This is a genomic window from Paenibacillus sp. FSL R7-0297, from assembly GCF_038009025.1.
Lineage (GTDB): Bacteria > Bacillota > Bacilli > Paenibacillales > Paenibacillaceae > Paenibacillus_AQ.
In genome coordinates this window covers 4,510,326-4,524,718 of the sequence record NZ_JBBPAQ010000001.1, presented here as the reverse complement: position 1 = coordinate 4,524,718, position 14,393 = coordinate 4,510,326, and the positions used below count along the sequence as shown (strand labels likewise).

The window sequence follows — 14,393 nt, the reverse complement described above, 5'->3', positions numbered from 1 at the left end:
GTTAAATGTGCATTTATCAGCACACTTTATTACAAAAAAAACCAGCTGTTGAAACTGGCTTCCCGGACCTCTCACGTCACTCCACTAAGTCAGCAACCGTATAGGATTTCAGCACATGCTCCACTTGATAACGGATATCCGTCATAATCTGATCGAACGACAGGCGGACCTTCTGTCCAAACAAATGATTGCCGGTAGTATCCAGCATACCGTCCAGCATAGGCACATCATCATGCATGGACAAATATACTTCTGCCAGAGTAATCTCTCCGGGTGGTTTAGCCAGTGTATAACCGCCACCCCGCCCTTGGCGTACTTCGATATAACCGGCTTCTGTAAGCCGGGACAGAATTTTACGCAGTGCAGTCGGCTCGCAGCGGATCTGTTCTGCAATCTCCACACTCGAGTACTGTCCTGCTGTTGAAGCCAGCACGACTAACGCCTGCAATCCATAACCAAATCGTTTGATCTCTGCCATAGGAAGTATTGACTCCTCTTTGCGGTTTTAATGTGCAAATTATAGCACACTTATTATCTGCGTACAATCTTCTTCTCACATCTAATCAATGTTGGCAATCTTCCACTCGCCCTGTTTGTTCTTGAGCAGGGAGATCTCATTCCCTCCGCCAATAATGTAGCCCTCTGAGTTCATCCGCGTATACCTGACCCAGAAGCCGGCCCGCTTGGTTCCTTCAATCGGGATGCCTGTCAGTGTTAATTCATAGAACCGGTAGACATTCTTATTATCCAGGAAAAACTGCAGAGCTTCATTCAGCTGCGGGGAGAACATAGTAGCCGCGAACTTCTCCTTGTCCCCTGCCGACCAGGCTTCAAGACAGTCCATTGTTTCCTGCAGCGCTTGCTTATTCCCGGGATCAATTCCAACATCTGGCGCTGTTAAGAACACACCTGGAGTGAGGGGCGGTTGTTTCTCCATATATTCTACATCTCTAAGCATAGCAATGAACACGGGAAGCAGCGCTGCGCGTTGTTCAGCCTGCAGATGAAGTTCTGCTCTGTAAGCCTGCTCCTTGGCTGTAAATTCGAATGCTTCAGCCGTCTGGTCTCCTTCTACCTTGCTTCCGAGGTATTCCTTATATTTCAGCAGCTCACGATCATTGCCTGGCTCAAATTCTCCATCACCAGCTGCCGCATCCCCTGCAACAGGTTTCATCAAAGTAATATAATTCTGTTTATCCGGTGTGCCCCAGGCAGACCTTCTACCCTGTTCAAACCGCACCATCGTTTCGGGCATGAACAGCCCCAATGGTAAGGTCTGATCTGCGGAAAACGCAGCTTGGACAATCTCACCCTTAATTTCATATCCTCTGCCGCTTTCATTATAATCCGGTACTGCCGGAATCAGAGCCACTGACTTGACCCCAGGGGGTTCAGTCTTGATTACTGCTGGCGTAGCAGGTGCTGGGGAAGGAGTAACGGATACTGCGGCTGTTGCAGCTGTCGTTGCGGACGGCTGTGCCATCCCCCCGGCACCGGACGAATGAATCTCTGCCCCGTTGTCGCAGCCTGAGCTGAACGCTAATACAATTGTAATGCAGCCCGCTCCGAATACACTCTTACGCATGGACATTTGTGATCACCTCAGTTACCAGACGCTGGAAGCTCCTTAAAGTTGCGTGCCATTCTGGGAATTGTATGTGATGAACCGGTGAATTCATGTTCAGGCATTCCACATTTATTTATTAATTCGATTAGTGTTTAATGTGCTGAAGTATTGGCTGGGATTGCCTTGCCGGGAGTTGAACCTCTCCTGGAACTCCCCTCCTGTATACGACCCGATCACCCGGTGCCAGAAGTTACGCGCAGGCGTATTCGCACGGATCTGCGAGACCTTCCAGTCGCCTGGGAACATATCGAACAGCCGGTGTGCAGCCCAGGTTCCTACGCCGCTGCGGCGGTATTTCTGCATCACAAAAAACTCCGTCATATAGAACTGTCCCTCCGGATCACGCAGTAGCCGGTCTACAAGAGCAAAGCCGGCGATATTGCCGTCTACCGTGAATAAGTAGGCAAACTTGTTTAGACCGCTGTTCCAGTAGGCCTCCAGCCCGGGATAGGACGGAAACAATCCGTCACGGTCCACCTGCAGCTCCAGGTACCGCGTAAAATCATACAAATAGAACTGCATTAATCTGCTTATAATCTGCTTCTGCTCTTTAGGAACCAGCTCGATTCCAAGTTCCATCAGGTTCACCTCTGCCGTTTTCGTTTACTTCACATCATATAACTTTGTCAGATCAGGAGCAAGGGCACTACCTCTCCCGGATACAGATTCAAGCCATAAAATGCTAAAACATGTTAAGATAGAATGACAGCCCTATCGGGCTTCCGGCAAACTAAAAAGAAGGTGATTCCTATCAGTATTCAAAAAACCACCGACCGGAAAAACCTCGACCAGCGTCTGCCGCAGATGCCCTGGTTCGTGCAGCAGTTCATCGATTATAAGCGTCCGGATCTGTCCCCCTCCACGCTGTTAGAGTATATCCGGGATTATGAATCCTTTTTCGGCTGGCTGCGCGGTGAAGGTCTATCCGCAGCTGCGAGCAATACTGAAATTACGCTGCTCGATCTGGAGACCCTGCATATGGACAGCATTGTCGGTTACCGCCTGCATCTGACAACCCGGGCTGAGAGTGCGAATACACGCGTTACCGTGTCCCGTAAGCTGTCTGCACTTCGCTCCCTCTTCCACTACTTAAGCCAGATTGCGGAGGATGAGAACTTTTATCCGCTGCTTAAGCGTAATATTATGGCCAAGGTGGAGATCAAACGGATTCACAAACCGAAGGATACGGCTGCCAAGCTAAAGGGCAAAATTCTGGAGGATGAGGAGCTGCTGGAATTTGTAGGCTACATCTACGAGGGTTATGGCAAAGATGTAGAAGCCAACAAGCAGGCTTATTATTCTTTTCAGCTGAACCGTGAGCGGGATGCCTGTATTGCCAGTCTGATTCTGAACTCCGGCTTGCGCGTATCCGAGGTGGTCAATCTTAATGTGGATGATCTGGATGTGAACAACAAGCTGCTCTATGTCTTCCGCAAGGGTCATAATGACGAAACCTTCAAGACACCGGTCTATTTCCGCGAGCAGGCCAAGGACGATCTCAGCTTGTACCTCAGCCTCCGCCAGTCCAGATACAAGACTCCGAAACGGGAAAAGGCGCTCTTCATCACCCTGCCAAATGGCAGCACTGAGGGCAAACGGATGACCAAGCGGGCGATTCAAGAGATGATTATCAAATACGCCAAGCGGTTCGGCAAACCTTATCTGACTGTACACAAGCTGCGGCACTCCTTCGCAACCGACTATTATCTGCAAAATGATATCTACAGAACGAAGGAACAGCTCGGACATGCTTCAACTGAAACCACCGAAATCTATGCCCATCTCACGGACAAAACGATGTCAGAAGCTATTGAACGCCGTCTGGAGAGTGAATCCTCCCAATAGTCTGACATTTGCGAAAGGCTACGGGCCGAGTCTCATTATTGATGTGGAGGTATTATTCCTTTGATAGAAAATTATTTGAATTGGACTGAAACTCAGGACACTGGACTGCTTGAACTGCATTCTGACTGCCTGAACTGCTTTGGCCTGTGCTGCGCGGCGCTTCCTTTTGCCGCTTCCTCCGACTTCGCAATAGATAAGAATGCCGGACAGCCCTGCCCCAATCTGCGGGAGGACTTCCGCTGCGGAATTCACACGGAACTGCGGGAGAAAGGCTTCCGTGGCTGCACAGTGTATGACTGCTTCGGAGCCGGGCAGAAGGTCTCCAATCTGACCTATGGAAGCCGTGACTGGCGGCAGGCCCCTGAAACCGCCGGGCAGATGTTCGAGGTCTTCCTGGTGATGCGCCAGCTTCACGAGCTGCTGTGGTATCTGCGTGAAGCGTTGGCATTCCAAGGCGCTGATATTCTGCATGATTCTCTCATGCTGATGATGGAGCAGACCCTGAATCTGACCATACTAAGTCCTGCGGAACTCCTGAAGCTCGATGTGCACGTTCATCGTGCTGAAGTCAATGAACTGCTGCTGCGTGCCAGTGAATTGGCACGCAATACCGCGCGGACGCAGCTGGAACCAGCTCCCAAGCGGCAGAAAAACTACGGCCGCGGGGCTGATCTGATCGGCGCCAAGCTGCGTAAGGCCGATCTCCGCTGTGTCAGCTTACGCGGCGCTTATCTGATCGCCGCTGACCTCAGCGGTGCGGATCTGCGGCATGCTGACCTGATCGGCGCTGATCTCCGCGACACGAATCTGAGCGGCGCCGATCTGCGGGATAGCCTCTTCCTTACCCAAGCGCAGCTGCAGGCTGCTAAGGGAGATTCGGCTACCAAGCTGCCGGGATCGCTTACGCATCCTGAGCACTGGTCAGCGGACAAAGGGTGAGACTAAGTTAGGCTGCTCTGCTGTTTTATATAGCAACAGGTGGCTAGTTACTGGCTTATTTGTGTGTTGATTGTGGTTATCAGACTGTCTGTTCCATATCTTCGGATACAAGCACATTTGTACACCTGATTCTCCTTTTTTCAGCCGCATGCGAATGATCATGGGTATCCATATGCCTGATTCGGGCTCTACTCAACAAAGCAGCGGGTTGAAGCGTACTTCTGCTTCTGAGCTTAGATTATCAAGAAACCCGGATCGTAGTTGATCCGGGTTTCTTTTTGATATTCATTAAGTATTCTGAGAACTTAGGGCTTTCCCTTGTAACCCGTCTTTCGGTAGGCGCATTATGAAAATAGGAGCACGATGGGATGATCCTGCTGGCAGGTTGCTCTACGATTTTTGATTTTCTATTGTGAATTTTTCATATGATGTAATATTATAATTAGCCCCGTTGCTGCCCATAGCAGAATTGAAAATAATCACATCAATTATTGCCTTCATCACAGTAAATATTCGATCTTTTGAGATGTTGGGGCAAGATTTTACGTTTTCAACCCGCAGCGTGTGAGGAACTGATTACTTTGCCAAATCCTGCACAGAATACAACAATTACCATATGATTCCGGCTATTATCGAGAATTGTTGTACAAAAGGCATCATTTCTCCTCCCCCAAGCCGTTGAGCGAAACAATCGTTGTATTTCATACAACAATCTGTCCGAACACTCCTATATCTTAGAGGCCGAGCTGCATTACGTACAACATTTAAACCGCTTCGATATGAAACTTAAGCAAACTTTAGCATCTCAGGTCCCCATAAGTCACTTCTCTATTTTGAATTTTTCATATGGTGAAAATATTAAATAATGTTCACCCCAGTATTCCCATTACATTTTCTTACAAAATGACATGCTCAGCATGGTCATACGCTTGTCCACACTGGTGAGCGCCCATCTATGAGGTTTCGCCCAGATTCCCGTTCAGGTTAAAGTCGGGGTTCGCGCGTCCGGTCCGGGTTCGCGCCCGGGCTCTACTTGCTCTATTTGCATCTGTACAGTTTCTAAGCCTTTCCGTTCAAAGCTAATACGTGCTTCGTTAGTTCCCATCTCCCCCACTATTTACCCCCGGGTCTCCCCCGGCAGCTTAAGCACGGTTACTTTGTCCCCGCAAGTCATCTGCCCGCTATCCGGCGGAATGACGATGAGGCAATCGCTGTCTTTGATCGTAACCATCACGGAGGATTCGTCTACGCCGGCAGGATAAGCATAGAGAATGCCCTCCCGGATCTCCAGCCGGGCCCGGACATACCGGGTGAAGGAGTTTACCCGCTTATAATCCACGCCTAGCACTGCAGTCCATTCCGGCAAAAAAGGCTGCGCCGCCCCTTGCATCAGCCCGATGACAGGCCGGGCGAACAGCTGAAACCCTACAAAGCAGGCTCCCGGGTTGCCTGATAAGGCCAGCAGAAGGGTCCCACCACGTACTGCTGCGGTTGTAACGCTGCCCGGTCGCATAGTTACTTTGTTAAACAGCATTTCGCCGCTTTGCTCGCGGATCAGATCACCCATAATGTCATAATCCCCTACGGACACACCGCCCGTAGTAATTACAAGATCATAGCTTTCCAGAGCCATCTGCACCTTACTCCGGGCAAGCTCCAGATCATCAACAATCGCACCCAGCATTACGGGTTCGCCGCCTGCTTCCCGTACAAGCGCCTCCAGCATAGGAGAGTTGCTGTTGCGGATTTTACCCGGAGCCAGCGGCTCGTCCACCTCAAGCAGTTCAGTCCCGGTGGCGAAGATTGCTACCTTAGGTCGGCGATGCACGGGAACATTCGCGACACCCAGCGCAGCCAGTGCAGCGATAGCACCCGCATCGATTATTTGCCCTTCAGGCAGCACCAGTTCTCCTGTCTCCAGCTCCAGGCCGCGCGGAGTAATATGAAGCCCCGCCGCTTGCGGCTTGCGAATGCCCACATAAGTAACACCACCATCCATCCGGCTCTCTGTGGCCTCCAACATAATTACAGTATCCGCGCCATCCGGAACCTGCGCCCCGGTCATGATCCGCGCAGCAGTCCCCGTCGTAATCTCTCTTGACGCTACTGCGCCACAGGGAATAACATCGACCACCTCAAGCCACACCACGCTGTTATCGCCAGCCGATGCTGTATCTGCTGCGATAACAGCATAGCCGTCCATACTTGAGCGGTCAAATGCCGGAAAACGATGCGGTGCATGAACGGACTGGGCCAGATAGCGCCCGCAGCTTTGATTCAAAGGAACCTCTTCATCGTTAAGGGGGAATGCATATGCTGTCAGCCGGACCTGAGCCTCTGTCACCTGAAGCGCTGAGCGCTGAAATTTATCATTGGTATATTCCTTGTTATTGTTCTCTGGGTTAGCCATGGAAGTAGTCCATCCTCCTTGTTAAGTTGGCAGTTTCCTGCATCTGCTGAGCTACGCCCATTTTAACATGCGGCACTACAAAGGGAAATTTAGCTTCGGGTTGGCTCACAGACAAAAAGGGATGCACACGGCCTGCAACAGGCGGTGGCATCCCTTGATTTCTAGCAGACTGATCTCCTCTGCTCCATGTAAACCTTAAGACGCACGAATCACTCTGACATCAGCCGGAATGACAGTTTCACCTTCATAGAGCATGAACCGGCCATTCTGCCATTCCACGCGTAGCAGCCGCGAATCATCCGACTGGTACTGCCAGACGTGCTGTTCTCCGCCATTCATGTAAGGAGTCTGACCTGTAACTGCTGCATACCCCTCGTATTCTTCCTCCAGATAAAAGGTACAGTCATCCAGCTCCAGGGTAGCCGGCACCTCGGAAGGGCTATCCAGACGCCCGTCGATCGGATGATACAATCTGTATTGCAGCTGCTCCCGTTCTTCAATATACAGGTAGGAAATCTGGCTTCCGTCACGAAGCGTCAATACAGCAGCATTGCGGCCGCTGGTCTTCGTCCGGCCCGTTACTTCGTAAGTTACCAGGGATACTTCACAAATATCTCCGGGAGACAGGTCGAGCATGCTTTTGGGCGCCGCAGGCGCCTCCGGCTTCGAGAACATATTACCGATTCTTTTCCATAAACCCAAAGCCATCAATCCTCCTAAAAGTTTTGTCAGCACACACTACATCGATTTCTCTCCGCAAAACTCGTTTCGAAAGCATCCGCTTAAGTTCTGTCAGAGTAAGTATGTTTATCCACGAATAAATGCAGCAATAATTAGAGCCCCGATTACATGCAATGAGCCTGCAAGCAGACCGTAGCCGACTTTGCCCAGCTGAGTGCCATGATCGAGATCAAGCTTGCCTACCCTGCCCAGCAGCAGCTCGGCTGATTTTTCCAGAACGAACAACAGTACAAAAGATACAATAGAGACAACCATCGCTTCCCCGAGCCGGCTTGCTGCAGCAATGGACGACGATAAGATATAGCCTTGAGCCCCCAGCTTCATTATGAAGCGCGTTGTGACTGCCATATTGCCTGCCTTGAGCTCTTCCAAATCATCATAACGGGTAAACAGCGAATCCACAAACATCAGCACACACAGCAGCACTGCGCCGCTGACCGTCCACACTACCATGGACACCAGGGAATGGAAATCCATTGCTTTAGCCCCCGCTTATTCAGATTACCTTCCAGGTAAGACAACAGGTAAGACAAAGATAAGGCGAAGGAGAAACCGCTAGTTCTGTCTCCCCTTCGCCTGTGGACAACCGCCTGAACTCCGGCTTATGCCTATATGTTATTGTTTGTCGTACTGCTTCATCAGTGCAGCCAGCTCATCCTCAACCGCCTGGTCTTTACCCAGCTTCTCGAATTCATCATCCAGCGATTTGTTGCCGGAGCTCATCTCGTTGCTAGCTTCTGCCTGTGCTTCTGCCTGAAGCATTTTGTCTTCCATCCGTTTGAGACCTGCGGAAGCCGAATCGGAGCTGAACCCGCTCATAGCTTTGTTGATTTCAGTCTGGGCCTTCGCTGCGTTGTAACGGGCAACAAGTGTCTCACGTTTGTTCTTCATCTGCGTAAGCTGTTTGCGCATTTCTTCTAGCTTGCCGCGGAGATTGTCCGCTGAAGCCTTGTTCTGGTCGAAGCTGGTCTTGTACTCTACGAGCTTAGCTTCAGCCGATTTCTTCTCTTCCAGTGCACGGCGGGCCAGATCGGCATTACCGGCTTGAGCGGCAGCGTGTGCCTGCTGGTTACGCTTGTTCACCAGAGCTTCCTGCTCTTCATACAATTGCTTGAATTTCTTCTCAATGGCAATCTGGGCAGCTACCGCTTTCTCGGCATCTTCCAGATCCTCGGTCATATCACGAATGTATTGGTCGGTCATTTTGACCGGGTCTTCCGCTTTATCAATAATCGCATTCACATTGGACATGGTCAGATCACGCAATCTTTTAAATATAGACATGGTTCATTCCTCCAAAATAAAAGTTAGTTGCTCATTTGGTATCTTTTACGCAGGGAGTGCCACTATCGTTTCAAAATTGTTAAATCTTTTGCAATAAATATTGGTCCACTTTGGAATTCACAATATTTACGACTTCCATAATGCCATCTTTAGTCAGATTGTCATAATGAATCCCCATCACAACCGTGACTGTCCGGTTCAGTGAAGCTGCTGTCTGGAGTGCAATGGATTCGCTGATCGTATGCTCCTTATGATGCGGTACCGCCGAAGTCATGACCCTGGCAGTGTCACCGTCCATATAAGCGGTGCTTGCCGAACCGATATGACGGACACCTCCGGTAATCAGCAGCAGCAGGTCACGGCCAACCGTGATTTCAGACAGCTCAATGTCATCAGGATGCAGCTGATCGGATATCATAACAGAATTCCCCCTACCCATTATATTAACCATGGCAAGTGAAGATCTCTCAGGCTGTGCAAAAAAGTTATACTAAATCGCAGGCTCAGCCTTCCAGCTATACAATACCGCGGATTTCATCCAGCGAGCTGATATTCTCTTCAGCCATAAACTGCTGCAGTTCTTCGACAAGCGTACTGCCGGCCCGTAAATTCATGAAGTTGTACGTTCCCACTTGAATGACGGCTGCACCGGCCATAATGAATTCTATAATATCGGTAGCTGAGGTGATGCCGCCCATCCCGATAACCGGAATGGATACACGTTTGGATACCTGATGCACCATCCGTAAGGCTACAGGCTTAATCGCAGGTCCCGATAGTCCGGCATACTGATTATGAAATACACTGCGGCGGCGGCGCACATCAATCTTCATTCCTGAGATCGTATTGATCAGCGAGACAGCATCCGCCCCCTCAGCCTCACACATCTCAGCCATCTCTGCGATATCCTCGGCGTTCGGCGACAGCTTCACGGCCAGCGGGAGACGGGTTGCTGCTCTAACTGCCCGGACGACCTCAAGCGCTGCCGGAGTCTTCACGCCAAAGGCGATGCCGCCTTCCTTCACATTCGGACAAGAGATATTCAGCTCGATCATATCCACTGCCGGTTTGCCTATAAGCAGACGGGCATCCGCATCGCGCTGGATCAGCTGGGCACCGAGCACGTAATCAGCCAGTGTGTTGCCGCCCAGATTCACGATACGCGCCGTGTCCAGTGTCTCCCAGTATGGAAGCTCCTTGGCCAGGAACGCTTCCACTCCGGGATTCTCAAGTCCTACACTGTTCAGCATACCCGAAGCAGTCTCATACACGCGTACACCGGGATTTCCCGCTTTGGCATGGAGTGTGAGCCCTTTGCCGGAGATGCCGCCAAGCAGGGACACGTCATAGAGCTTCCCGTATTCACGGCCGAAGCCAAACGTGCCTGAAGCCATAACAATTGGATTCTTGAAATGAACACCGGCAATAGTAGCAGTTGTATTAATCATGGAACAGCACCTCCCCAGCCAGGAAGACAGGTCCGTCCGCGCAGGCCTTCCGTTGTCCATCCTTGCAGGATACACTGCAGACGAGACAGGCACCGATGCCGCAGGCCATGCGGTTCTCCAGCGACAGATACACGTCAGGGCGCTTGCCGGCTGTTTCGGCAGCTATACCCTTGAGCTGTGCCGCCTTCAGCATGGGATGCGGACCGCAGACAAATATATGATCATAATCCGTGAAATCCACGCTGTCCAGAATGTGGCCGCCCACATCGACAGTCAGCTCGGCAGCAAGCGGACGGAAGGCTTCGGTACGAAAAGATTCCCGGCTGAAGCCGAGGTAGATGTCACTCTCCGGAAGCTCCTGGGCGCAGTAATAGAGCGGAGCAATTCCGATGCCCCCGCCTACTAACGCGACCTTGCCTTCCACATGCGGGAAGCCGGTGCCGAATGGCCCTTCGAGTTCAAGCTTGTCGCCCGGCTTCAGTCCGGCAAGAATCTCCGTGCCTTCCCCTACTACGTGATACAAAAAATCAACACCGCTGTCATTCACCTGATGTATGCTAAGCGGTCTGGACAGCAGCGGATAGGCTCCCCATGCCCGCAGCATGTAGAATTGACCCATCGCACCGCCGTTACCTCCTTCAACCACCAGGTGGTATACTCCGTCTCCCAGCCGCTCGTTACTAATCACCGTCGCCACGTTATCAAGCTCCTTCAAATTTAATCTTATTAACCATGCCTTAGAAGGAGCTTAAAATCTGTGACATAGTTCACAATCACAGCCTTCTATTTCTTGTTCCAAATCCCGCGCATATAAGGTTTAGGCAAATTGGCCTGATGTACCCCTCCGAGCGTCTCTTCCGCATGCAAAGCCCAGTACGGATCACTAAGCATCCCCCTGCCGACAGCCACAAGTTCTGCCCTCGCTTCAGTAATTACCGCCTGGGCCTCCCTGTAGGATTCAAGACGGCCTACAACTATTACCGGCACCTGCAGTCCGCTGCGTATGTACTCAGCAAGCTCCACCTGATAAGCCGGCCCTGCAGTAGGACCTCCATTTGAGCCGATCGGACCTTCCCCGCCAGATGATACATGGAACATGTCTACTCCTGCAGCTTTGTAGCGGCGGCAGAATTCCAGCGCGTAAGCTTCATTATATCCGCCTTCTACATATTCCTTGGCGGAAACTCTCATTAGAAGCGGCATTTCTGCCGGCAGCACATCACGCACCGCCTCCACTACCTGCACACCGAACAGCGCGGGATCGCTGCCGTACTCATCATCCCTGACATTGGATAGCGGGGAATGGAACTGGTGGATCAGGTACCCGTGGGCCCCATGCAGCTCAACGGTATCAAATCCGGCCTCAACAGCCCGGCGACCAGCTTCCCGGTATGCCATGATCATCTCTGTAATCCCGTCCCGGGTCAGCGCACGGGGCGTTTGAGAATGTGCATCAAAAGGGATCGCCGAAGGCGCAACCGGGGGATTGGCATCCACCGCCTTACGGCCGGCATGTCCGAGCTGAATGGCGATTTTGGCACCATGAGCATGAACAGCCTCTGTTATCCGCTTAAACCCCGCAATCTGCCCGTCTTCCCAGATCCCCGTATCCTGATTGGTAATCCGCCCGTCTGGATGAATTCCGCTCATCTCTACAATAATAAATCCGGTACCGCCGACAGCGCGGCTGACATAATGCACAAAGTGCCAGTCCGTAGGAATCCCATCCTGCTTCTCAACTGCGTATTGGCACATCGGCGGCATAACCACCCGGTTCTTCAAAGTGAGGGCCTTCAGTTCATAAGGTGTAAACAAATCTGTCATGCTTGTCTCCATCCTTCCCGTTTCTCTCATCATTTGGCGGACTTACCCCCGTATTCATTAAGTATACACGTATTTACGGACAGGTTAAATCTTTAGATGATTCACATACTGACAGCATAATTTCGCAAAGGCTGGGAATAACAACCCTTGTATTTCAAAATATCCAGCTGTGTGATCAGAGGAGGCATAACCCATGAAGTTGGCAAGAATCCGCCGCGTTTTGCTCCTTATATTCATAATAATAGTGATCCTGCCCAGCATCATCCCGATAGCTACGTCTGCTTCTGCATCGGCTCCAGCCTCCGCCCGGCCGAATGTCTCTATGGAAGAAGATCCTGCCGTTCCGGCCGGTTCCACCGCCTCCTCCCAGTCTTCAGCCCGGCGCCACAAAAGAAATAAAGGACTTTCTCTAAGCCAGCTGCTGCGCAAATATCCGGATACGATCAAGACCCAGGGTCCACGGCGCAAGATCATTGCCTTGACCTTTGACGATGTGCCTGATCCGCGCTTTACCCCGCAGCTGCTGGATGTTCTCCATAAATATAATGTCAAAGCCACCTTTTTCGTGGTCGGCAGCCGTGCCGAGAAACATCCCGGTCTGGTTGCGCGGATCATCCGGGAAGGCCATGCGATCGGCAACCACTCCTACAATCATCCTGAATTCGGCAAGCTGGGGATGAATGAATTCCGCACCCAGATTATCCGTACCGAGAATATTATACAGGCTCTTGCGGGTTATAAACCGCGGCTGATCCGTCCCCCGTACGGTGACATCAGTGAGCAGCAGCTGAAATGGGCCAGAGCCCACGGCTACAAGCTGGTGAACTGGAACGTCGACTCCCTGGACTGGAGAGGCTTATCCAAGACCCAGGTACGGAACAATATCCTCTCCAAGGCCGGAAAAGGTGCAATTATACTCCAGCACGGCGGCGGCGGCCGGGGCAGCAATCTGCAGGGTACCATACAGGCGCTTCCGGAAGTCATCAGCATTATGCGCAAACGCGGGTATAGCTTCGTGACTGTTCCGCAAATGTTTGAAGTCAGCAAAAGCAAATGAACCAGCTGATGCACCGGAGCCTGCATATCTATCAGAAACAGAGGGATCATTTATAGCTGAAGCCTTTATATATTAAAAAAGGAAACAAAACCCGTCCGTTCTCCGGCAGGTTTTGTTTCCTTTGGTAAATGGTGCAGCTATTCATTTATCGGGTTATTGAATAATATACAGCTGTACATATTGATAGCCGAAGTCGGCTACAAAGCTCTGGCTGCCGGGAATGAAGATATCAATCCGGTTGCCCTTGATCGCGCTCCCCATGTCAGTAGCGGTCGCCAGGAATGCCTGCTTCGGGAGACCCGGATGAGAATATCCGGTAACGAGAACCTTGGTACCCAGTGGAATGACACTAGGGTCAACTGCAATCGTTCCCAGCTTAAGCGCATTGCCGAAATAATCAACCGCTCCCCACTTTCCGTTCTCACTGGCAGCCGAGGAATAGGCCGAAGCCTTCACCTGAATGGATTTGGCATACGTAAAAGCTTTGCCCCAGGCTTGAACGGTGTTCGACGCAGGTTCAACACTTAGTAAGGACAAGTCTCCATTAGTTACAACCGAATCGGCTGCCGTTTCTGTTACTGCGACCATTTTAGCCTGAACGGTGCCCGGAATGGCCAGCTTAAGCCCCGGGTAGATGTTGCTCGCAGAAATTTGCGGATTGGCGTTCATCAGTTCTTCCATGCTGATGCCATAGTGATTGGATAGAGTATAATAGGTAGTAGCTTCTCCAGCGATATGTACGCTGTCAGCTTGAACAGGGGCGGCTTGGAGCAAGGTGCCGAGTCCCAGTACAGCAGCCAGGGCTGTGATGGCTCCGAACTTGATTTTCATTGAATAGCCTCCTTCATTAGTGGGCGTCCAGGATATAACGGATACGCTCCGCCAGTGACGCCAAGATAACGCTGGACCTATGTACTTTTTTGTTGCCAGGTCTCTGGAATTGCGGTGCTTTGTAAACTAACAGTTATGAATATATCACAATTTTGTAACCAGTGGCTATGTTTTTGTTACGTTTGGAAATATTTTGCCTATATACAGCGTTTTCATCGGGTTAATTATTACATATTCTTAATAATTAGTGTTGGAATTATCGTGATTTCAACAATTTTTTTTAAGTTTTCGCGAAAATTTTACACAGTTTTAACATTTCTCCCTTTGGCAAATAGTAGAATGATAGAATACGATAGATAATGTAGAGACTGAAGCATAACTTGGAGG

15 protein-coding genes are annotated in these 14,393 nt (G+C 50.9%); 3 read left to right on the top strand and 12 right to left on the bottom strand.

Features of this window, described 5'->3' with window-relative positions; all coding sequences use genetic code 11:
- Window positions 1–76 precede the first annotated feature (76 nt).
- The 3 genes from MKZ24_RS19935 to MKZ24_RS19925 all read right to left on the bottom strand — a co-directional run bounded on the left by MKZ24_RS19935 (window position 77) and on the right by MKZ24_RS19925 (window position 2,206).
- The gene (locus MKZ24_RS19935; protein ID WP_340785754.1) at window positions 77–478 is read right to left on the bottom strand and encodes an RrF2 family transcriptional regulator; all 402 of its coding nucleotides are present in this window, start codon (window positions 476–478) and stop codon (window positions 77–79) included.
- An 81-nt stretch (window positions 479–559) separates the two neighbouring features.
- The gene (locus MKZ24_RS19930) at window positions 560–1,591 is read right to left on the bottom strand and encodes a hypothetical protein (RefSeq protein WP_340785752.1); all 1,032 of its coding nucleotides are present in this window, start codon (window positions 1,589–1,591) and stop codon (window positions 560–562) included.
- Window positions 1,592–1,696: 105 nt separating this feature from the next.
- The gene (locus MKZ24_RS19925; RefSeq protein WP_042236810.1) at window positions 1,697–2,206 is read right to left on the bottom strand and encodes a GNAT family N-acetyltransferase; all 510 of its coding nucleotides are present in this window, start codon (window positions 2,204–2,206) and stop codon (window positions 1,697–1,699) included.
- 171 nt (window positions 2,207–2,377) lie between these two features.
- Between MKZ24_RS19925 and xerS the strand changes: the two genes are divergently transcribed.
- Window positions 2,378–3,472 carry a tyrosine recombinase XerS gene (gene xerS, locus MKZ24_RS19920; protein WP_340790192.1) on the top strand — a complete coding sequence of 365 codons (1,095 nt, stop codon included), beginning with the start codon at window positions 2,378–2,380 and terminating at the stop codon, window positions 3,470–3,472.
- Window positions 3,473–3,532: 60 nt separating this feature from the next.
- Window positions 3,533–4,411, top strand: coding sequence for a pentapeptide repeat-containing protein (locus MKZ24_RS19915; protein ID WP_231637671.1), 879 nt, complete (start codon window positions 3,533–3,535; stop codon window positions 4,409–4,411).
- Between the two features lie 1,117 nt (window positions 4,412–5,528).
- On the opposite strand, the gene MKZ24_RS19910 is transcribed toward MKZ24_RS19915, so the two are convergent.
- The 8 genes from MKZ24_RS19910 to MKZ24_RS19875 form a co-directional block, all read right to left on the bottom strand.
- Window positions 5,529–6,821, bottom strand: a complete 1,293-nt coding sequence (locus MKZ24_RS19910; protein ID WP_340785749.1) for a molybdopterin molybdotransferase MoeA — start codon at window positions 6,819–6,821, stop codon at window positions 5,529–5,531.
- Between the two features lie 195 nt (window positions 6,822–7,016).
- Window positions 7,017–7,523 (bottom strand): DUF4178 domain-containing protein, encoded by a 507-nt coding sequence (locus MKZ24_RS19905; RefSeq protein WP_039299317.1) that lies wholly within the window; start codon window positions 7,521–7,523, stop codon window positions 7,017–7,019.
- A 105-nt stretch (window positions 7,524–7,628) separates the two neighbouring features.
- Window positions 7,629–8,039 (bottom strand): DUF350 domain-containing protein, encoded by a 411-nt coding sequence (locus MKZ24_RS19900; protein WP_042236814.1) that lies wholly within the window; start codon window positions 8,037–8,039, stop codon window positions 7,629–7,631.
- A 138-nt stretch (window positions 8,040–8,177) separates the two neighbouring features.
- On the bottom strand, window positions 8,178–8,846 hold the full coding sequence (locus MKZ24_RS19895) for a PspA/IM30 family protein (protein WP_039299055.1): 669 nt from the start codon (window positions 8,844–8,846) through the stop codon (window positions 8,178–8,180).
- A gap of 79 nt (window positions 8,847–8,925) precedes the next feature.
- Entirely contained in the window at window positions 8,926–9,264 is a 339-nt protein-coding gene (gene lpdD / locus MKZ24_RS19890) for a prenylated flavin chaperone LpdD (protein WP_340785741.1), read from the bottom strand.
- Window positions 9,265–9,361: 97 nt separating this feature from the next.
- Entirely contained in the window at window positions 9,362–10,294 is a 933-nt protein-coding gene (locus MKZ24_RS19885) for a dihydroorotate dehydrogenase (protein ID WP_042236817.1), read from the bottom strand.
- The gene (locus MKZ24_RS19880; protein WP_042236818.1) at window positions 10,287–10,991 is read right to left on the bottom strand and encodes a dihydroorotate dehydrogenase electron transfer subunit; all 705 of its coding nucleotides are present in this window, start codon (window positions 10,989–10,991) and stop codon (window positions 10,287–10,289) included. Before MKZ24_RS19880 ends, MKZ24_RS19885 begins: the two co-directional genes overlap by 8 nt.
- An 86-nt stretch (window positions 10,992–11,077) precedes the next feature.
- Window positions 11,078–12,118, bottom strand: coding sequence for an NADH:flavin oxidoreductase/NADH oxidase (locus tag MKZ24_RS19875; RefSeq protein WP_340785736.1), 1,041 nt, complete (start codon window positions 12,116–12,118; stop codon window positions 11,078–11,080).
- A 193-nt stretch (window positions 12,119–12,311) separates the two neighbouring features.
- Here MKZ24_RS19875 and MKZ24_RS19870 point away from each other — a divergent pair, with 193 nt between their 5' ends.
- Window positions 12,312–13,175 (top strand): polysaccharide deacetylase family protein, encoded by an 864-nt coding sequence (locus MKZ24_RS19870; RefSeq protein ID WP_042236822.1) that lies wholly within the window; start codon window positions 12,312–12,314, stop codon window positions 13,173–13,175.
- Between the two features lie 153 nt (window positions 13,176–13,328).
- On the opposite strand, the gene MKZ24_RS19865 is transcribed toward MKZ24_RS19870, so the two are convergent.
- On the bottom strand, window positions 13,329–14,006 hold the full coding sequence (locus MKZ24_RS19865) for a 3D domain-containing protein (protein ID WP_042236823.1): 678 nt from the start codon (window positions 14,004–14,006) through the stop codon (window positions 13,329–13,331).
- Window positions 14,007–14,393 lie beyond the last annotated feature (387 nt).

Excerpts from the sequence above, each read along its gene's own strand:
- MKZ24_RS19935 (WP_340785754.1), bottom strand. The coding sequence starts at position 478 with ATGGCAGAGATCAAACGATTTGGTTATGGATTGCAGGCGTTAGTCGTG.
- MKZ24_RS19930 (WP_340785752.1), bottom strand. The coding sequence starts at position 1,591 with ATGTCCATGCGTAAGAGTGTATTCGGAGCGGGCTGCATTACAATTGTA.
- MKZ24_RS19925 (WP_042236810.1), bottom strand. The coding sequence starts at position 2,206 with ATGGAACTTGGAATCGAGCTGGTTCCTAAAGAGCAGAAGCAGATTATA.
- MKZ24_RS19910 (WP_340785749.1), bottom strand. The coding sequence starts at position 6,821 with ATGGCTAACCCAGAGAACAATAACAAGGAATATACCAATGATAAATTT.
- MKZ24_RS19900 (WP_042236814.1), bottom strand. The coding sequence starts at position 8,039 with ATGGATTTCCATTCCCTGGTGTCCATGGTAGTGTGGACGGTCAGCGGC.
- MKZ24_RS19895 (WP_039299055.1), bottom strand. The coding sequence starts at position 8,846 with ATGTCTATATTTAAAAGATTGCGTGATCTGACCATGTCCAATGTGAAT.
- lpdD (WP_340785741.1), bottom strand. The coding sequence starts at position 9,264 with ATGATATCCGATCAGCTGCATCCTGATGACATTGAGCTGTCTGAAATC.
- MKZ24_RS19885 (WP_042236817.1), bottom strand. The coding sequence starts at position 10,294 with ATGATTAATACAACTGCTACTATTGCCGGTGTTCATTTCAAGAATCCA.
- MKZ24_RS19875 (WP_340785736.1), bottom strand. The coding sequence starts at position 12,118 with ATGACAGATTTGTTTACACCTTATGAACTGAAGGCCCTCACTTTGAAG.
- MKZ24_RS19870 (WP_042236822.1), top strand. The coding sequence starts at position 12,312 with ATGAAGTTGGCAAGAATCCGCCGCGTTTTGCTCCTTATATTCATAATA.
- MKZ24_RS19865 (WP_042236823.1), bottom strand. The coding sequence starts at position 14,006 with ATGAAAATCAAGTTCGGAGCCATCACAGCCCTGGCTGCTGTACTGGGA.